This window comes from Flavobacterium sp., assembly GCF_035292545.1.
Taxonomy (GTDB): Bacteria; Bacteroidota; Bacteroidia; order Flavobacteriales; family Flavobacteriaceae; genus Flavobacterium.
On sequence record NZ_DATDPV010000057.1, the window covers coordinates 124,636 to 144,033 of the forward strand.

The following is a 19,398-nucleotide window of genomic DNA, read 5'->3' on the forward strand; positions in this document are numbered from 1 at the left end:
TTATATAATTCACAGATTTTTATTCTTTTTTTGAACAATCTAAATTTAAACTTACAAATATTCCTTTGAACCTTTTATTGAAACGAAATGTATTTAAATTAATTGTTTGATACTCTATTTCGATAAAGTTAAATTTAGTTTAATCAAAACGCCTTCATTAGCATTTTGCAAATAGAAAGAAAAAGCTAACTTTATAAAAAGTTTTTTAATTCTGTAAATAACAAATCAATTGTTCAAAAATTCTCTTTCTGTTTTTACTTTTCTATTTATAGTATTTAGTATTACTTCCATTTTTGGACAGGTAAAAAAAGACACTATTGCCCTTTCGGAAATCACTTTGAAGGGTTCACCTATCAAAAATGCACTTCAAAATGCCGCTGCCTCTGTTTCGGTAATTAGTGCGATTGATATCAATAAAAGCGATGGAATTATACTGACTCCGGTTTTAAACAAAATCCCAGGGGTTACTATGCAACAAGGTGCTTTAAATACCAACAGAATTACCATTCGTGGGATTGGTGCCCGATCACAATACGGAACCAATAAAATAAAAGCCTATTTTGATGGGATTCCACTGAGTTCAGGTGAGGGCGAAACCACGATTGATGATATAGATTTGGCATCCATCGAAAAAATAGAAATTATAAAAGGACCCAACGCCACCAGTTTTGGTTCCGGTTTAGGCGGAGTGATTCAGCTGTTTTCAAGGGAGACTCCTTTGTTTGAATCTTTTGGAAAATCAGCTATTACTTCTGGCAGTTTTGGGTTGTTGCAACAACGGTTTTCGACTGGATACAGTGATGCCAAAACGAATTTATACGCAAGTTATACGGAGTTACAAAGTGATGGATTTAGAGCAAACAGTTCCTATAACAGAAAATCATTTAATTTACATGGCAAACAAACAATGGGAGCCAATGGAAGTCTGTCTTTTCTAGGAGTGTTCACCAAATTAAAAGCTTTTATTCCCAGTTCTTTGAATGAAGGGGATTTAATAAACCATCCCGAAAACGCCGCAAGCAGTTGGGCAGCAGCACAAGGTTATGAGTCGTATGATAAATTCCTGTTAGGATTGGGATACGATCATCAATTTTCTGAAAAATGGTCGCTGCAAACCAGTATTTTTTCCAATTTCAAAGACGCATATGAACCCAGGCCATTTGATATTTTAGACGAAAAAACAAGTTCATTAGGTTTTCGTTCGAATGTGAATTATAAAGATTTATTGTTTTCTATGCCTTTGGAACTAAGTTTTGGCACCGAACTATTAACCGAGAAGTACGAGTATTCCCTTTTTGAAAATGAATACCAATCGCAACCAGGACAGGGAAGTATCCAAGGAGACCAGTTTAGCGAAATCAAACAAAATCGGAAGTATATCAATTATTTTTTACAGCTGGAACTTTGGATCTCAAAAAAATTGCATTTAGAAACCGGAATAGCGCTGAATACAACCAAGTATTCTTTAGAAGATGTCTTCCAAAACAATTCCGACGCTCAAAACAATTCATTTACTTTTGGAAACGTTTGGTCACCCCGGGTTGGGTTGTCCTACAAAGTAAGTGCCGGGAAAAACATATTCACGTCAGTAAGTAAGGGATTTTCGGTTCCTTCAGTTGCCGAAACATTGACTCCTGAAGGCCAAATTAATACGGATTTGAAACCAGAAGAGGGTTGGAATTATGAATTGGGTTTCAAAGGGAATTGGTCGGGCAATAAATTATACACCGAAGTAAGCCTTTATACTACACAAATTAAAAATCTATTGGTGGCACGACGCACCGCCGAAGACCAATATGTGGGTATTAATGCGGGGAGCAGTTCCCATACCGGTTTCGAATTTCTTGTTAATTATAAACTTTTGGAGTGGCCAAAACTTCAAATTGTGCCCTATTTTTCAGGAGCAGTAAATAATTTTAAATTTAAGGAATTTTTGGATGGTGATGCCGATTATTCTGGGAATCAACTTACGGGCGTTCCCACTAAACAATTCAATTTTGGATTGGATATGAACATGAAAAATGGATTTAGTTTAAATACGTCTTTTAGAACGATGGGGAAAATTCCATTAAATGATGCCAATACAAAATACAGTGCCCGTTATTCCCTGCTCGATATTAAAACAACCTATGTTTTTACGATACTCAAATTCCTAAAAACAGAGCTGAATGCCGGAGTTAATAATGCACTGGATACCAAATATGCCTCGAACATTTTGCCTAACGCCGTGTTTGGAAATGCGGCGCCAAGATATTTTTATCCCGGAAATCCAATTAATTTTTATGGAGGTTTTTCGGTTTCTTATGTTTTTATGTAAGGGAAATCAAATGTGATTGTAGATTAGTTAGGGATGATTTTGAGTATTCCTTTTCCTTCCACAGCCATATAAATAAAACCATCCGGCCCTTGCGCTACATTACGCACTCGGCCAATATCTGTTGCGATTTTTTGTCGTCCGATAACTTGGTTTCCTTTCAATTTCACCAATTCAAGATATTGGAATTTTAAAGAGCCTACGAGTAAATGTCCCTTCCAATCTGGATAAATTTCGCTGGTAACAAAAGTCATTCCGCTTGGAGCGATGGAGGGCACCCAATAGTAAATAGGGTTTTCAATACCTGGTTTTTCTTTTTCTTTGCTAATGGTCGTTCCGTCATAATCGATGCCATAAGTAACCACCGGCCATCCGTAATTGGCTGCTTTTTTTATGATGTTGATTTCATCTCCACCCTGAGGGCCGTGTTCATGTGTCCAGATAGCTCCTGTTGTTGGGTGTTTTGCCATTCCTTGCGTATTTCTGTGGCCATACGAATAGATGGCTTTTTTCGCGCCCGGATTACCTACAAAAGGATTGTCTTTAGGGATGCTTCCGTCATCATTTAGGCGGTATATTTTTCCGCCATCACGTTTGATGTCTTGTGGATTTACGAAATGGTCGCCCCGTTCTCCTATGGAGAAATACAAATAGCCTTCATTGTCAAAAACAATACGGGAACCAAAATGCTGGCCTTTTGTGGTGTTGGGTGTGGCTTTGTAAAGCGACTCAATTTGTGTCAGACTTCCGTTAACCAATTTTGCACGAATAAGTTTAGTATTGCCGCCATCACCTTCACCTTCATCCGAGGAATAGGTCATGTAAATCCAACCGTTTTTAGCATAGTCAGGATGCAAAGCGATATCTAACAACCCACCTTGTCCATTCGAATATACTTTTGGCACATTTTTGATTTTGGTCTTTGTATTTTTTTTGATTTGATATAAAATTCCGCTTTTTTCAGTAACCAACAGGGATCCGTCTGGTAACCAAGTCATTCCCCATGGTGTTTCAATATCAGAAGCTACGGTTTCGAAAGTATAATTTTTTACTTCCTCTTTGATTGGAATATCGTTTTGTTTTACTTGTGCATTACAACTTAAAAAAAGGAAAGAAAGAATCGAAAAATAGACTGGAATGATTTTTTTCATGACTTTAATTTTTGGTTCTTTTTTGAATCTTTTTTAAAGATAAGAAAAGAAGTGCTAAAGAGGCAATGAAGTATTTAATTTTGCTTATAATTAACAAAAAAGATTGATTTAAGCGATGCTTTTTTGTGTTTTCAAAGCAAACAATATTGCAGCTTTTGAAATGATTACAAAACAAAAAAGAGGCTGCCTTTTCAGACAGCCTCTTTTTGAGATGCAAATAATAATTAATTTTACTATTGTGTTTTAATCATTTTAATCAACTTTTTTTGATTCCCTTGAGTGGTTTCTAATAAATAGAAACCTGGTTTCCAATCATTTCCAATTTTAATGGTAGAACCCGCTTTTACATCAGAAACGGTTTCAATTATTTGACCATTAATATTTAATACCATCATCTGAATTAATTCGTCAGACTCACTATCAACAGTAATGTTGAAAACATTGCTTGCCGGATTTGGCCAGAATGTAACTTCGAATGGTTTATTTTCTATAACATAATCAGAAATATTCGCTTCAGAACGGGCTTGTATTGGTAAAGCACATAAAGGTAAACATTCCCCTAAGTAAGAACCATTGTTTAATAATGTCTGATAGGCATTTATTGACACACAGATTGTCTTACAATTAGTCGAATTCCCTTGTGGAATATGACAAACTTTTACTTTAACAGTATTACTGTTGCTTGAACAGTTGATATTGATATACGTAACAGAAACTGTTGATGTAGCTGTACAGCCATTAGCAGATGTAACGACAACAGTATAAGTGCGTGTTCCGTCAAAGGCATTACATGGTGTAACGGATGAAGATGACAAGCCATTAACCGCAGCATCATCACTTGACCACGAATAAGTAAACGGTGCTAATCCTCCTGTTATAACGGGAGTTAAAACCGCACAACCCGCATATCCAAGAGCGCCATACAACGCATATTTATTGCTTCCTAACGATACGCTAATATCACAGATATTGACATCCTGGTTACAGCTTTCTGAATTACCAGAAGCGTCTGTTGCAGTCCAAGTTCTTGTAATAGTATAGTTGGTATTGCCATTACCGCTTGCTGTTTGCGTGCTTACATCAGACGAAGTCACCAGAACCCCCGAACAATTATCAGTTGCTGTTGCTGTACCGGTTTCTGCAGGGCTTGTTGACTGACCTGCGTTTACGAATACATTAGCAGGACAAATGATAACAGGATTTGTTGCATCTAATACGGTTACCGTATAGGTACAAGTCGAAATGCCTATTGCATTAGTAGCTGTTGCGGTTACAGTTGTAGTGCCTACCGGGAAGTAACTCCCTGATGCAATTGAATAAGTAATTGTTGAAGCAGGGATTGCCGTTGTTTCTGTAGCTATAAAGTTTACAGATGCTCCACATTCTCCTACTGCGTTATTTACTGAAATGTTTGTAGGGCATTCGATAACTGGCGCTAATCCTGTTACAGTCACATCAAATACACTTTGTGCAGTATTACCCGCAGCATCTGTTACTTGATAGGTTAAGGTTGTTACTCCAATTGGGAATGTTGAACCGCTTGCTAAACCTGAAATTAATTCAGTTGTAGCTCCCAAACAATTATCTATTCCTATAGGAGTTGCATAATTTACCACTGCACCTGCTGCACTTGTAGCAAATACATTGATGTTTGATAAAGTTTCAATAGTTGGAACTTCATTATCGATTACCGTTACCGAAAATTCACACGTAGAAACACCTATCGCATTAGTAGCAGTGGCAGTTACAGTCGTAGTACCTATTGAGAAGAAACTCTCCGGTGCAATTGAATAAGTAATTGTTGAAGCAGGGATTGCTGTTGTTTCCGTGGCAACAAAATTAACATTAGCGCCGCATAGGCCCGCTGCATTATTTACTGTAAGGCTTGTAGGACATTCGATAGCTGGTGCTAAAGCTGTTACTGTTACATCAAATGAACTTTGTGCAGTGTTACCCACAGCATCCGTTACTTTATACGTTACGGTTGTTACACCAATTGGGAATGTTGAACCGCTTGCTAAACCTGAAATTAATGCAGTTGTAGCTCCCGAACAAGTATCTACTCCTACCGGAGCTGTATAATTTACCATCGCTCCTGATCCACTTGTAGCAAATGCATTGATGTTTGGTAAAGCGTCGATTGTAGGAACTGCATTATCGACTACTGTTACATTAAATGTACAAACAGAACTGCCCATAATATTAGTAGCTGTAGCGGTTACAGCAGTAGTACCTACCGGGAAGAAACTACCGGAAGCTACTGAGTAAGTAATTGTTGAAGCTGGAATTGCAGTGGTTTCTGTTGCTATAAAATTTACAGTTGCACCACATTGCCCAGCTATGTTATTTACCGTGCTATTTGTAGGACATACTATTTGAGGTGCAACATACGCCAATGTACTAAATGGCACTTTTAAAATGGCTGAAAAAGTTAGTGCAGCATCTTGAGATACAAAATGAAGGTCATAATCTGTACCTGCAGTCAGTGCCGTCATGTTAAATACTTTTTCAACATTTGCAAGCATCGTCCCGGTACCGCTGGTAGTAACAGGTACTGCAGCATAATTGGTTCCTAATTTTATTTGCGCAGCAGTTGGATTGGCTGAATTACGTGGTACCACCATCCAATAACCATTTGAGTTTACAGATGTGGTAGCTTTAAAATCGGCTGTGGTATAAGCGATATTATTAACAGCGCCACTTACGGAGGCTACTTCGGCAATAATTGCATTTAGTTCAGACAATTCACCAGCTAAATAGTACCAGGAAAACTCATCTGATGCACCTGCCGGTAAATCGTTCATCCTTACATACATTCCATAAGATCCATCAGAAGTTATATCTAATGAACTTGAAACAGGGTTAGTATATACAATTCTACTTAAAAAATCCCCATAATTAGGATGAACAATTATGTTTGCTTTGTTTGAAGGGGTATAAAAAACAACTCCTTCTGTACCTGTAGATATTTTTAAAGCTAATGCTCTTTGCGTTGTAAGTGTGTTTTGAGCAAAAGCTCCGTTAACTAAATTTCCCTTTTGTTTTCTGGGTGCATCAGTTACTCCAACCCAGTCATCTCTTGTGCCTGTCCATGTACGTACATTTTCCATTAGGCCGGAACTTACATTTCTAAGTCGGGTAGTGACTTTTATATAGGCATAATCTTGAGGAAGAAAATAAGTATTTCTAACCTCCAGCATTTGTCCGTTTAGAATTATGTTTCCTGTAGAAACTATAGTGCCATATCCGTTATTACCACTTGTAATCACATAGCCGGATGCATCAATCACTTGACCTGATATTGCAGGATTAACAACGATACTTCCGTTAATATTCCACTCATTGGTCTTAATCCCTCCAAAAGCAAATGCATTATCTAAAGGGTAATTACTAAAAGTCAGTTTTCTCCAGGCTGCCGCAACAGCATTGTAATAATTTGGTTGCTGTAAATTACCGAAGGTATTGACAGAATTTTCGGCTCCTGTTCCAAAACGTAATTTGTTGTTATTTAATACACGAGTTTGTGCATGAATATCGGTTGAAGTAATAATTGTTGCCGTGATAAGAAACAATACAGCAATAAAAATTTTATTTATATTTCTCATAATTGTACTGCTTGAATGTTAGTGTTCGTAATATTCCATGTAGTCCCTGATTTTTCCAAGGCTAAAACCACTTTTTGTGTTGAAGCAGTAGTGGTACCCATATTATAATTGTAACTAAATTCGACTCTCGCGGTATTACCGATTATTTGAAATTCCCAAAAAAGGAAATAAGCAGTTTCATTACTTATATCTGCTTTAGTTTTAAATACTAAAGAATTATTGTGATGCACAACAAGGATACTAGTTGGAAATGACACTCCGTGTTGTAAAACCACTAATGGTTTAAAAGTGTTATCCTGATTTTTCGGATAGTATTGTTGTAGCACCATCAGATCAATACTTTTTTGAAGAACTAAGGCTTCATCAGAAGATGTTTGGGCAGATAATTTGCTTTGTGAAGAACAAATCAAAAGGCAAACAATAAAAAATGCTTGTAAATTTTTCATTCAGTTTGGTTTTTAAATAGATTTATTAAATTTCGAAATAGTTAACCTCTCATTAGACAAGACTGTTGTCGTTGTAGTAACTATTTCCGGTGTTTGGCCAAAAGAACTTTGCCCAAAAAAGAGGATGCCCACTAAAAAAAGAAAAGTTGAAAATACATATTTCAACTTTGGGGACTCCTAATTTGGAGTCAGTTGTGCGATATCGGCTCTTTGCAGCTGGTATAGCTGTAATAAAAAGCAGAACATACGAGTAGAATTGTGTCATAAAAAAGGCATTAAGGTTATGTTTTTAAAAACAGAAAAAATAATTTTAATACTACCCATGAAAAAATTATATTAAGTTCAGTGGGTATTTTTCTTTCAATTATTCTTAAAATTTTGGCAAACATATCATCTATTTAATTTTTAACAAGAAAAAATCTATTAAATACCATTAAATTCGATGAAGTGTCGATTTAGCATAATTTAAAACGAAACGGTCTTTAAAAAGTTTACCGAATTAAAATTTGAAACTCTATTTATGAATGAAAATCAACAGAAATTATCGAAAGATGAGATAGAAGGTGATAGATTTATTATAAGCAGTTTAAAAGAGAGATTCCCAAAATTTATAAGTACCAATGTTGCATATCTGGTATTTGAATAGAATCGACTAAAAATGCCCAGATGATTGATGCTTGTCATATTGTTCCATTTTGTATTTCAAATGATGATACATTGTCAAATGGGATTACTTTATCGCCTAATTTGCACAGAGCATACGATAGAGGATTGATCACAATTAATGAAAACTACATTGTTAGGATTTTACCAACGATTAAGGAAAATGATTCGCCGTTCTCGATTTCACAATTTGCCGGCATTAGAATTTTTTTGCCAGACGAAAATAAAAATTATCCTTCTCCGGAAAATTTAATTTGGCAGAAGAAAGAGGTTTTTGTGATTTAATTTGGGTTGGAACTTTTAAAAAAAGATGTGTTACCGAATTGCATACCTTATTTCATCAAAAAAAGAGTATAAGTTACCAAGTGGCAAAATCTCCAATTTTAATAAAATTTCGGGAAGTGTTGATTTTGCTATAGCTTTAAAACAAAAAAGCCTGACATTGCTGTCAGGCTTTTTAAAAGCTCCCTCTCTTGGGCTCGAACCAAGGACCCTCTGATTAACAGAAGGAAGTAAATTCTTACTATTTTGTCTCAATTTATGTCATTTGTTTTCATAATGTCAATTAAACCAATGGTCTAAGAATATTTTTTGTTTCTTTCTATTTCATTTAAAATTATTCTTTTTCAACTGTTTTCAGAGAGTTATTCGACCTATATTCGACCTAGTTTTTATGGTGTGTAAATGATTATTAATAAAAACTCTAGAATGTTACATACATTTGATGATACCCATAGTTAACTGCAATATTAAAAATACGAACTGTTACAACAAGTAATCCAATTCATTAAGTTTTTTCACAATAATGCCTTTATCTATATAATAGAACTTTTCTTCATTATTAATTTTCAAAAAAACTACTCCACTAAATTTGTTACTATTCATTTCACAATTGTAAGTGAAAAATATTGCAAATTCAAATTTAATATAACTTGCGCAGTTTTGAGATTTTGGATTTGTAAGCACATTTGAGATTTCAACTAATTTTCCTTCTTTAAATTTTCCTTCAATTGTAATAAATCCCTTCGCATCAGAATAATTACCTAACCCATTGAATTTATCATTTTTGAAAGAACCACTATACTTATCTCCATTTTTAAGAATTAACTCTCCAAAACCTTCTTTTCTGTTTTCTATAAAATCTCCATAATATTTTCCAATATTTAAATCTATAAAAAAACCCTTACCATTATACATATCATTTTCAAAATTTCCATCATATAAATTTCCATTTAAATATCTAATCAATCCGCGACCATCTTTTAAACCATTTTTAAATTTTCCTCTAAAAACGTATTCATTAAATTTATATAACCAAGATTTATTTTGATAACCATTATTGGTTACTTGTCCAAAAAATATATGATCATTATTTCTTATTAGTTTTTTAACAAGTAGATTTTTTTCAAAAACTTCATCTTTACTCAAATTTTGGTAAATAATATCTTCATCAAGGTCTTTATGACGTTTACCTAAAATGTAATTATCATCTTTAGTTACTAACAAAAATTTTCCGTTTATAGTCCAGCCTTCAAATTTACCGAATAAAAAAAGATTCGTTTTTTCATCATAATAATAACAATATCCTTTGGGTTTTTCTCCTGAAAAATCTCCTTCAATGAAGATTGTTTTTTTTAATATGATTCCAAATCTAGTACCCTTAGTCAAAGGTTCGTAATTACCAATGTATACTGAAGAATCCAATTGATGGTAAATTCCATATTTGAATTGATAACTAAATAAATTAGTATATCCTTTGTATTTACGACCATCTTTAAATATAATTTCTCCTATGACGTCTTCAACTTTACTATCACATAAAAATCTTCCCTTATAAAAATTACCATTTCCCCAATGAAGTTCTCCGTAACCATGTTTTCTTCCATTATCAACATGCCCTACATAATAATATCCTTTAATATCAGGATATTGCTGTAATGTAAATATTTTTTCATCTTTATATTTTTGAAAGAGCTTACTAATAAATTCCAAATCTATATTTTCCATCTTAATAACATAAAAAGTAAATAAAAGTAAATAAAAGTAAATAAAATTAATTTAATTAAATTTAGAATATGTAGTATAATTAATAAATACTGCAGTTAATAATGGTTACATGAAATTGGGGCTTTAAGGCTAAATTTGAAGGTTATTTCATATATTTGACTTCCGTGATTATGGAAAGGCTTGGGTGCAAATAAACCTCAACTTCCATGAAGCCACGGTACGTTATTAAAAATATTCCCTAAACATTATGTACAAAGAACATTACGTATTTCAAACCAAAAATTCCGAAAATAAACCAATTTGGCGATACATGGATTTTTGGAAATTTTTAAATTTATTAGAAAGTAGAGCACTTTATTTTTCTAATTCTGAAAATTTGGGTGACAACTATGAAGGGCGAATACCTCTATTCATTTTAGATAAAATGTTAGAGTTAGATAGAAAACAGGGACATACAAGAAATAAAGATTTAAATGATTTTCTAGAAAAAACCATGCGGAAAAATCATTTAATATCTTCATGGAGTTTTGCTGATAGGGAATCTTTTGCTATGTGGAAAATGTATGCTAAAGATAAAATGGGAATCGCTATAGAAACTGATTTAGAAGCTTTAAAAAATTCTTTTGACGTTACTGATAGATTTATTTATATAGGGGAAATAAATTATATAAATGATGAAAATTATTACTTCAGTACAGGAAATATGTTTTATCCTTTTGTAACAAAATTAGATTTTTATCATTTCGAAAATGAAATTCGGTGTATAACCGTAACAGGAGAAAACGAAGAATCTAGTAATAAACTTGTAGAAGTAGATTTAAATATCTTAATCAAGAAAATACACATTTCACCTAACGCTAAGCCTGAATTTAAAAAACTTATTGATATTTTAAAAAAAGAATACAAATTGGATTTTGAAATATTATATTCAAAAGTAAATGATAGTTGGCTATAAATGTTAGTGTTAACAGCGGTTTTCGTCAATGGCTTTAGTCATTTTTCCTTAGAAAAAACGCCGCTTATTTCATTTTGGTTTTGTACTTTTGATTGTCAGTGATGATTTCCGCCACTAACTGCAAGCAGAGGGACTTTGTGAGCAATTATAAACCAAAATAGTAGAAAAATGACTGAAAAAAAAATTGAAACGGTTAAAGAATTAATCGAATTTTTAAAGCAATATGCTGAAGATACTAAACTAAGCCATCTGACTGGCAGCAAAAACACTTCAAAAGAGACTCACGACTTATATATAATAGAAACTAATCCGATTGGAGATCGTGACTCTGAAGATATAATTACATTATCTTTCTCTAATAATCCACATCCTTTTAATTGATAGTATGAAATATTTTATTGGGCAAGATGTGACATACGTGCACCTGAATGGGCGAAAGGAAATTGCAAAAATACTAACTCGAAAAGACCTGTTTGAAAACGATCAAATTAACACCGAATTTGCGAAAGGAAACTTTGATTATTTGATAGTTATAAAGAGAAATGGAATTCCTGAAGATGTTTTTTGTAATGAAACTGATTTAGAATAATTGCTCACAACAGCGATTTGATACAATGGCTTAGAAAATAATCTGATAACCCATTGGTTTATATATGTGTGATGGCTCAGTGAGAATTAATCTACTGAGGCAAGTCACTGTTTGCAGCAAACGACAATAGCGTCGATTAGAAATAATAATTAAAAATTACATCATATATGGACGATTTCGGTTCAATAATTAAAAACTTTCAAATATTATCAGATTGGGAAAGCTACATAAAAGAGAACTTTGAAAGAAGATCTGGTTTGTACTCATTTGTTTCCATTATAGAATTCAGGATTGAAATCGATAAAAGAAAGTATATTTATCCAAGACGAATTATTTTTGAAAGTGGATATATTAAAGCCAAGAAGATAATAAATAAAATAGAAAAAACTACGTCTTACACCAAAAAAGTAAAAACTGTAGAACGCAAAATTCAGATTCCATTCGGATATTATAAAAGAGAAAACAAATATTCTGGTGAGTTAATCAATATAATGAAGGATATATTTAGAGGCAATACATTCGAATATTGTAAATTCTCTAATGATATCCTACAAATTGGCGACACTCCGCTTTTTAATATAGATTCAAAAATTGATTGGCCATCATATGTTCTATTTTATTTTAGAAATAATTCAAAGGACATCATACCTATTGATAATGTTCAAAATGAGAACGAGGATTACATAATTTTAAAAGATATATCAAGTGAATCTGGTATGCATTACACATATTCTGAAAAACTAAAACTCATAGATTTTGTTATTTTTAAAATCCCTTATTTAAAAATTATTGAGAATAGAATTAAAAAGGAAAATGATGGTTTCGAAAAATTATTTTTTGTTTTAGAGTATGGCGACCTGAGCATATTTTATAATTCAAAATATGATATTAAAGCTAAAGTGCTTATTAAAGACATTGAGAAAAATGTTATTTTTGACGATACTGTCAAAATTGATTTTGATAAATCAAAATATCAAACTTTAGAAGTAAAACCAAAAATAAGAAGTGAAATAGGATTTTCATTAATAGATATTTATATTAATAACATATTAGTTGATAAACGATCTGGATACTATATTAGAAGTATTAAAATTGATGTAAAAGTAAAATAATCAATATGGCAAAATTAGTTTATGAAGAGCCTGAAGATTATTTAGTAAGGGTTTCAATCTGTTCAATATTATCTTTTTTAAGTATAAATCCTTTCCAAATCAATGTTGATGTTGAAAAAATACAAGACATTCTAGTAAATTCAACCGAATCAAATTTCATAATTTTTCCAGAATATACATATTCACTTGTCCTTGAGGAAATCTACCAAAATTTCTCAAATGACAATAACTGTGTTATTATTGGAGGAAGTGGTCTAGAACAAATTGGGAATAAATATTATGCGTATTGTCCTGTTTTTATCCCCAATTCAGCAAGTATTAAAGTTTATAAAAAATATATCACCGCAGAAGAAACTGTCCTTAGTGCAGGTAAAATTATAGGGTATGAAAATGATGTTCAACGAGAAATTGTACTTACAATTGGAGATCGAGATTTAAGTTTTTCCATATATGTCTGTTATGATTTCTTGGTAGAAAATAAAGATAAGAGGTCGGATATAATATTTGTCCCGCAGTATGAGGGTTCACCTGAACAATTTATAAATGAGGGTGACAGAATATCTAAAGGATATCGAAATTTTGTTATTGGATGCAACAATTGTAATAATAATCAAAGAAGCATAGGCTTTGCAATTCTGAACAGTTCATTGATTGATTCTTTACATCTACAACATTATAGAAATAGTGAATATAATGACATGAATGCAAAACATTTAAACCAGCATCATACTATTTTCTATGACATTAACAAAGAGCGTTTAATTTCTTTCGATATAAATATTGGCAGACCATATTCACTTCCATTTAATTATAATTTAGGCAATCTAAAACCAGTTTTAATTCCAATAAATAATCAAGTTTTATAATGCCTGCTGCTAACAGTAGTTTTGTAAAATCAAGACTACTGCTAACAGGGGTTTCCATCGATAGCTTATTTCTGTGATTCTAAAGAAAATACTATTAAAATCTTTTATTTATCAACATTAACTTTTCACCTCTCAGTTCAGATTCTATTTTCAGTAACTTTGTATTCTAATGAAATGGAATATGAAAGTAAGAGATCCTTAATAATGTTACCCTCGAATTTTTAACATCTGATTTGACTACAATTAATGAAGTTCCTTATTATGACGAAGGGATTTCTGCTGGTTTAGTTGTGTTTCTTTACTCGGCAAAAAGCAACAATAGAATATGTCCAGAAACGATTTAAAGCAAGGGCGGAATGAAAAGTCGGGACTCGTTATGAGAAATCTTTAAAAAAACTGAATCGCATTATCATTTCTTTTTCTTGGTTGATTTAGCTTTTAAATTCCTTTGATAATATGGAGACTTAATTGAACCTAGAGATAAAAATCGCTCTGTTAATCCTAGAATCTTTACATATTGAGCATTATCATTAATTTTAACTTTTAACTCGGCTAGCGCTTTTCTTCCAACTTCTTTATCTGCGTAGAAAAAATTAAGCATGCCAATACCAAAATCAAATAAAAATTCTGATTCCGAATATTTCGATTTGTGATTTTCCAAAAATTCGATCACGTCAACAAAGTTTACTTTCCCCTTATGCTTGTATACATGTGCTAACTCCTTGTAATTTGTATATACTTTTTCTAAATTATTTTCAATCATACCGAAAAAACCCATATTACAGTATACTGGTGTAGAATCACGATATAATGCAGCCGCTTTGTAAGTATACACATATGCGTCTGAAATTTCATCTTTTTCGTAATAAATTCTTGAAAGCAATAAGCAATTGGCGTAATAGAACTTGTGATTGCCTACAAAAATTTTTTCGCATTCCTTCAATAATTTAAAAGCTGTATCGGTATCGTTATTTAATGTATACTTTCTTAGCGCATTAACTGTAAAAATATTGAGCAAAATTTCATCAAGCCTTTCTCTTTTCCGATGAGCAATTTCATTTATCAAACTTATATTCTCTTCAACTGTTCTTAAGCTTTTAAATATCTGAAGCGCAACGTCCAATTCCTCTTTATAAATTAGATATAATCCCATGAAAAATAATAGTGAATCTCTTAGATTATATTTGATTTTATCTCTATCATAGAAACTTTTACTTTCAAGATAAACCCAATCTTTATTTAAGTTTCTTAAATGCAAATCTTGTGAAACATTAATCTGAACTCTATAGTCTTGATAATTTTTCTCATCAAATCTGCCGACTAGTTTCAAATCTGTTATTTCAATTTTTTCGAATGTTTTAGATTCTTCAGTACAATTACCATATTTAACAATCGCTAATAGGGCGTTATCGATAACATGACTATTTTTATCCAAATAGATTTTTAAGTCATTCTCGTTTTTAATAAAATCAACTGGATAGAGTTTCAATTTTAAATAAGGAAATTCTGTTTGAATTTCATCAATCATTTCTCGAATTAGTCTCCTTATTTTTGAGTGGGAAGTGAAATCGCCGCACTTTATAAATAAACCCGTCGTTACCGTTTTTCTTTTGTACAGATTCCATCGGTTTGATTTAAACGACCATATTAAAAAAATTATTATTAAAAGGCAAATTGGAAGTATAATGTTAAACAAAACTTCGTTTTTTGGAAAAGTAGCATTTAACTTATCCGCAACGACACCCCAATATCCTAGAGACACTGTCATCATAATCAAAGACAAGCCAATGTATGAGTCCCAATAATTTATGAAATTGGCAACTGTCTCTCTAAATTCATTTATTTTAAACATACAGCAAATATATACGTAACAATTTAATTACAATTTTAATATATTAGTGAGTTATCAACAAGTGTTGAAGTATGCCTTCTCATAACAGCTGTTTGTAGCAATGGCTTAGCCGCTTTTTCTTCGGAAAATCTCTGTTAATTCCTGATTACCTGAAGTTTTTATGGGTATTTTTTCCCCAACTTCTTGAAAAATTAATCTTGACATTATTGGGGAATCTCATACACCTGAAAGTACTGTAATAAAGACCTTTGAACAATTTAAATAATAAGTAAATTATTTATTAATAGGTTTAACCGCTTCTATAACTTGAAGTCTTGAATAGAAAATTCGGTTGCCAATACCAAAACTTTTTAACTTCCCGCTTTTAGTATGTTTCCATAATGTCGTGAAATTTATACTCAAAAGAGTACAAACCTGTTTTCGGGTCATTAAATCATTTTCGGGTTGAGAAGGTGCAACGGGTTGTTGTTGCAAAAGTGGCGCAAGTGCTTCAGCTAACTGCTGTACTGTAATTCCGTTTAAGAAAATTTGTGTGTTCATTTTGTGTGTATTAAGGTTACTCAATTTATTCTTTTTCTTTGTGACAGACAGCATGGTAAATCTTTCATTAATTTTCATCACATTAATCATTCTATTACTGGTATAAGAAGATTCTTTTTGAATTTCAGAAAGTAATTTAAAAGAACAATCACCTATTGTGAAATAGAAGATACCAGCAAGAAAATCACAATTGTAAGCCAAAAGGATTTTATCTATTTTACAATCAAATATGCTGATTTTCTCTTTACCTGTATATTTGTAAACTTCATATTTTAGGTTATTATCCATTACAGATTTTACCCAATCTAAGTCAAATTCATGCTTTCCGTATCGCTCACCTATCATGAATTTAAGCTCCTGTTGTAGTTTCTTATTCATAGGGTTTGTATTAAAATGAGAAAACCACCCTTATGAGGTGGTTTAATATAAAAAATTAAAAGAAGTAATTTTCAATTCAAAAATTGTCTATTACAAATAGTTTAAATCACTAACATAGAGGGGATCTCTATTGTTAATTACAATAATGTTTTATGTTGTCGTATGAAATTTTATCTCCCAACTCTCCTGCTTTACTAAAATCCAAACAAGCCGCTTCTTTTTGACCTAAATTGAATTTAAATAGTCCTCTTATTGCATAAGCAAAATAATCTTCGGGATTAATTTCTATTGATTTATTAAAGTCGGCTAAAGCTCCATCATTGTCATTTAACTTGATCTTTGCAATTCCTCTATTAGCATGACAATCATAGTTGTCTTTGTCAATCTCAATTGCTTTGTTATAATCCGAAATTGCACCTCTGTAATCTTCTAATTTATATTTTTCCTTACCCCTTTCGAGATATGCATCAACATGTTTGGGATTTAATTGTATAGCTTTATTGAAATTCATCATTGAAAATTGAGCAAGTGTTGGTGAGTTCATACGTTGGTACAATACACCTTTACAAAAGTATGCTTCCGAATTATTAGGGTTGAGTTCTATTGCCTTATCAAAATCTTTTAATGCTCCATTATAATTTTTTTGGAACTGTTTTGTCATTCCATTTGTAACAAAATCATCACTGTTTTGGCTGTATGAAATTGAAAAATAAAAAATTGAAAGGGTAAGTAGTAGTTTTTTCATTATTTGTATTTATTGTTTAGTGACATGGATAGTCATAATGTTTAATTTTATAAATCTTCACTGCCTTGTAAGATGAACTCATTATCAAATTTTACATCAAAATTAATTTCAAGAATTGATCTATAGTCATAGAAGAAATACAGAACTATTATTACAAGAATTATAATTAAACTTTTAATATAGGCTTTTACATTTGGTTTTATTAACGAAATGAATCCTAAAAATATCAACACAATTCCGAAAATATAATACCATAGCATTAATAAGTTAAATATAAATTTCAATATAAAATAAATGACTGGAAATCCTAAGATAATAGAAAGAGAGGCATAGATGAAATATTCACCTTTAAGCTTTTCGGTATCAAATAATGTAATCGCTAATAAGAAAATGAGTCCTGTTATGGATGCCCATGCAAAAAAATATAACAAGAATTCCATTAATTATTATCATATATGTACTCACTAGGATTGATTACATAATTACAAAATAAAACTCCATCAATGTCATTATAAATATACTCAAAAGTAGCCTTGGCTTTTACAAAAGTTTTATTCTTTGGATTGTTTTTGATGTAGTTCAATTGTGATGTTTTAAGGTTTTGAATAATATTTTCCATTTCTATATCACTTTTGTCTTCTTTTTTTAAGTTAGTTACTTCATAATAAAAAACCAACCTATTCTCTTTATCTATATATTCAACTTTAGTAGCTGTAGTTAAGTCATCTACTTTTTTAGGCAAATCCTTATTTATAATAGAAGTTGCTTTTTCAATTTCCAGATTTACTTTTGCATTTTCTATTTTAGTTGAATTGCTTGTTTTTAAGTCCCTACAGTATAGTTTTATACAATCCTCCGCCAATTCAGCACCTAATTGTTTTGCTTTATAAAAATCATTGCATGCCCCTTCCTTATCTAATACTAAGTTTTTAGCTCTACCTCTTAACATATAAATATTTGGATTTGAGGGATTAAATAAAACCACTAAATCATAGTCAAGTATTGCTTTATCATATTTTTTCAGTTCAACATATAAAACACCTCTATTAAGATACGACTCTTTATCTATTGGGTTTTTATCAATTGATTTAGTGAAATCTTCTATAGCTCCTGCATAGTCTTTCAATTCTGCTTTTTTCATTCCATCATTGTAATAATCATCAGCATTTTTACAAGACAAAATTGTTAAGCATAACATTAATAAAAAAAGTATTTTTTTCATTTTTTTAAATATTTAATTATTAATACAAAGTAATTTCTTTCCTAAATTACTTTCTTACGGGTTTCCTCATTTTAGGAAAATAAAACACAGTTATCTTTTATGATAACCATTTTTATCAAATATAGAACAAATTTTGACTTATCATAAATGATAATTAAGATTTGAAAAATTCTTTACAAATAAAGGTTGGTAAACGTATACAGGAAATCAGAATTGAGAAGAATATATCTCAACAAGATTTTGCTGCCAAGTGCAATTTTGAAAAGAGTAATATGTCAAGATTGGAAGCAGGAAGGGCCAATGCGACGCTCACCACTTTAGAAATAGTTGCAAAAGCTTTAGAGGTTGATATAGTTGAACTCTTCAAATTCTAAAAGGCTATTTCATCATCATCTTTTTCATCACCAAATATAAAATCTGCATTCTGAAAAAATATATTGTAGATAATGGTTTCTTCAATTATTCCCTTAGATATTAAGAGTTCAATCAATCTGTAAATATGAACATTCATAATCGCTTTTCGTGTAGTTATGGCTAATGGTTTTTCATATATTGGATAGCAATAGTAATCTATTTTATCACAAAAAGATAGCTTTCTATGACAGTTACATTTAGGAAATTGATAACTAACTCTATCTGGAAAAAGCAATGCTAAATTGAATTCATTAGTGATTACATCATTGTTTTCAATAGAATTCCAATCCCATTTGTCTTTATAAATATTCAATAAAGGATAACTCCATATCACATGACTATTATGTGACAATAAACTAAAATCTAATTTTTCCTTATAAAATTCTATGTCAACTTCAGTGAATGGATAAAGTTCGCTTATACACTCTTTAAAGAATTGCATTCTAACTTCTTTAGGTAAACTATAATATTCATTGTCTTTATCCATATATTACAGAATTGGAGTTATCATTTAAGTCAACTAATATATAAAAAACGCT

Annotated in this window: 16 protein-coding genes; 7 read left to right on the top strand and 9 right to left on the bottom strand. The window is 31.5% G+C overall.

Annotation, left to right across the window (positions count from 1 at the left end; genetic code table 11):
* The first annotated feature begins 229 nt into the window (after positions 1 to 229).
* Positions 230 to 2,317, top strand: coding sequence for a TonB-dependent receptor family protein (locus VI621_RS09690; protein WP_324218181.1), 2,088 nt, complete (start codon positions 230 to 232; stop codon positions 2,315 to 2,317).
* Positions 2,318 to 2,340: 23 nt separating this feature from the next.
* On the opposite strand, the gene VI621_RS09695 is transcribed toward VI621_RS09690, so the two are convergent.
* The 3 genes from VI621_RS09695 to VI621_RS09705 form a co-directional block, all read right to left on the bottom strand.
* Positions 2,341 to 3,465, bottom strand: coding sequence for a PQQ-dependent sugar dehydrogenase (locus VI621_RS09695; protein ID WP_324218182.1), 1,125 nt, complete (start codon positions 3,463 to 3,465; stop codon positions 2,341 to 2,343).
* Between the two features lie 233 nt (positions 3,466 to 3,698).
* Entirely contained in the window at positions 3,699 to 7,070 is a 3,372-nt protein-coding gene (locus VI621_RS09700; protein WP_324218183.1) for an HYR domain-containing protein, read from the bottom strand.
* Positions 7,067 to 7,516, bottom strand: a complete 450-nt coding sequence (locus tag VI621_RS09705) for a hypothetical protein (RefSeq protein ID WP_324218184.1) — start codon at positions 7,514 to 7,516, stop codon at positions 7,067 to 7,069. The genes VI621_RS09700 and VI621_RS09705 overlap by 4 nt, the downstream gene beginning before the upstream one ends.
* Before the next feature lie 666 nt (positions 7,517 to 8,182).
* Here VI621_RS09705 and VI621_RS09710 point away from each other — a divergent pair.
* Positions 8,183 to 8,464, top strand: a complete 282-nt coding sequence (locus VI621_RS09710; RefSeq protein WP_324218185.1) for an HNH endonuclease — start codon at positions 8,183 to 8,185, stop codon at positions 8,462 to 8,464.
* A gap of 480 nt (positions 8,465 to 8,944) precedes the next feature.
* On the opposite strand, the gene VI621_RS09715 is transcribed toward VI621_RS09710, so the two are convergent.
* On the bottom strand, positions 8,945 to 10,186 hold the full coding sequence (locus tag VI621_RS09715) for a hypothetical protein (RefSeq protein WP_324218186.1): 1,242 nt from the start codon (positions 10,184 to 10,186) through the stop codon (positions 8,945 to 8,947).
* 247 nt (positions 10,187 to 10,433) lie between these two features.
* Here VI621_RS09715 and VI621_RS09720 point away from each other — a divergent pair, with 247 nt between their 5' ends.
* The 4 genes from VI621_RS09720 (at position 10,434) to VI621_RS09735 (ending at position 13,708) form a co-directional block, all read left to right on the top strand.
* Positions 10,434 to 11,141, top strand: a complete 708-nt coding sequence (locus VI621_RS09720) for a hypothetical protein (protein ID WP_324218187.1) — start codon at positions 10,434 to 10,436, stop codon at positions 11,139 to 11,141.
* Positions 11,142 to 11,309: 168 nt separating this feature from the next.
* Positions 11,310 to 11,522, top strand: coding sequence for a hypothetical protein (locus tag VI621_RS09725; protein ID WP_324218188.1), 213 nt, complete (start codon positions 11,310 to 11,312; stop codon positions 11,520 to 11,522).
* 375 nt (positions 11,523 to 11,897) lie between these two features.
* On the top strand, positions 11,898 to 12,842 hold the full coding sequence (locus VI621_RS09730) for a hypothetical protein (protein WP_324218189.1): 945 nt from the start codon (positions 11,898 to 11,900) through the stop codon (positions 12,840 to 12,842).
* A 5-nt stretch (positions 12,843 to 12,847) separates the two neighbouring features.
* Entirely contained in the window at positions 12,848 to 13,708 is an 861-nt protein-coding gene (locus tag VI621_RS09735; protein ID WP_324218190.1) for a hypothetical protein, read from the top strand.
* Positions 13,709 to 14,117: 409 nt separating this feature from the next.
* Here VI621_RS09735 and VI621_RS09740 read toward each other — a convergent pair whose 3' ends face one another.
* The 4 genes from VI621_RS09740 to VI621_RS09755 form a co-directional block, all read right to left on the bottom strand.
* Positions 14,118 to 15,560, bottom strand: a complete 1,443-nt coding sequence (locus tag VI621_RS09740) for a hypothetical protein (RefSeq protein WP_324218191.1) — start codon at positions 15,558 to 15,560, stop codon at positions 14,118 to 14,120.
* Between the two features lie 273 nt (positions 15,561 to 15,833).
* Entirely contained in the window at positions 15,834 to 16,478 is a 645-nt protein-coding gene (locus tag VI621_RS09745) for a helix-turn-helix domain-containing protein (RefSeq protein ID WP_324218192.1), read from the bottom strand.
* Between the two features lie 133 nt (positions 16,479 to 16,611).
* Positions 16,612 to 17,223, bottom strand: a complete 612-nt coding sequence (locus tag VI621_RS09750) for a tetratricopeptide repeat protein (protein WP_324218193.1) — start codon at positions 17,221 to 17,223, stop codon at positions 16,612 to 16,614.
* A 439-nt stretch (positions 17,224 to 17,662) separates the two neighbouring features.
* Positions 17,663 to 18,445 carry a tetratricopeptide repeat protein gene (locus VI621_RS09755; protein ID WP_324218194.1) on the bottom strand — a complete coding sequence of 261 codons (783 nt, stop codon included), beginning with the start codon at positions 18,443 to 18,445 and terminating at the stop codon, positions 17,663 to 17,665.
* A gap of 161 nt (positions 18,446 to 18,606) precedes the next feature.
* On the opposite strand from VI621_RS09755, the gene VI621_RS09760 reads away from it, so the two are divergent.
* Positions 18,607 to 18,819 (top strand): helix-turn-helix transcriptional regulator, encoded by a 213-nt coding sequence (locus VI621_RS09760; protein WP_324218195.1) that lies wholly within the window; start codon positions 18,607 to 18,609, stop codon positions 18,817 to 18,819.
* On the opposite strand, the gene VI621_RS09765 is transcribed toward VI621_RS09760, so the two are convergent.
* Complete coding sequence (locus VI621_RS09765) at positions 18,816 to 19,346, bottom strand: hypothetical protein (protein WP_324218196.1); 531 nt, start codon at positions 19,344 to 19,346, stop codon at positions 18,816 to 18,818. The two genes, VI621_RS09760 and VI621_RS09765, sit on opposite strands and share 4 nt — an antisense overlap.
* Positions 19,347 to 19,398: the final 52 nt, after the last annotated feature.

What these genes read in the sequence shown, in the direction of transcription:
- VI621_RS09745 (WP_324218192.1), bottom strand. Translation starts at nt 16,478, where the DNA reads ATGAATAAGAAACTACAACAGGAGCTTAAATTCATGATAGGTGAGCGA.
- VI621_RS09765 (WP_324218196.1), bottom strand. Translation starts at nt 19,346, where the DNA reads ATGGATAAAGACAATGAATATTATAGTTTACCTAAAGAAGTTAGAATG.
- VI621_RS09725 (WP_324218188.1), top strand. Translation starts at nt 11,310, where the DNA reads ATGACTGAAAAAAAAATTGAAACGGTTAAAGAATTAATCGAATTTTTA.
- VI621_RS09700 (WP_324218183.1), bottom strand. Translation starts at nt 7,070, where the DNA reads ATGAGAAATATAAATAAAATTTTTATTGCTGTATTGTTTCTTATCACG.
- VI621_RS09735 (WP_324218190.1), top strand. Translation starts at nt 12,848, where the DNA reads ATGGCAAAATTAGTTTATGAAGAGCCTGAAGATTATTTAGTAAGGGTT.
- VI621_RS09740 (WP_324218191.1), bottom strand. Translation starts at nt 15,560, where the DNA reads ATGTTTAAAATAAATGAATTTAGAGAGACAGTTGCCAATTTCATAAAT.
- VI621_RS09705 (WP_324218184.1), bottom strand. Translation starts at nt 7,516, where the DNA reads ATGAAAAATTTACAAGCATTTTTTATTGTTTGCCTTTTGATTTGTTCT.
- VI621_RS09695 (WP_324218182.1), bottom strand. Translation starts at nt 3,465, where the DNA reads ATGAAAAAAATCATTCCAGTCTATTTTTCGATTCTTTCTTTCCTTTTT.
- VI621_RS09720 (WP_324218187.1), top strand. Translation starts at nt 10,434, where the DNA reads ATGTACAAAGAACATTACGTATTTCAAACCAAAAATTCCGAAAATAAA.
- VI621_RS09750 (WP_324218193.1), bottom strand. Translation starts at nt 17,223, where the DNA reads ATGAAAAAACTACTACTTACCCTTTCAATTTTTTATTTTTCAATTTCA.
- VI621_RS09730 (WP_324218189.1), top strand. Translation starts at nt 11,898, where the DNA reads ATGGACGATTTCGGTTCAATAATTAAAAACTTTCAAATATTATCAGAT.
- VI621_RS09755 (WP_324218194.1), bottom strand. Translation starts at nt 18,445, where the DNA reads ATGAAAAAAATACTTTTTTTATTAATGTTATGCTTAACAATTTTGTCT.
- VI621_RS09710 (WP_324218185.1), top strand. Translation starts at nt 8,183, where the DNA reads ATGATTGATGCTTGTCATATTGTTCCATTTTGTATTTCAAATGATGAT.
- VI621_RS09715 (WP_324218186.1), bottom strand. Translation starts at nt 10,186, where the DNA reads ATGGAAAATATAGATTTGGAATTTATTAGTAAGCTCTTTCAAAAATAT.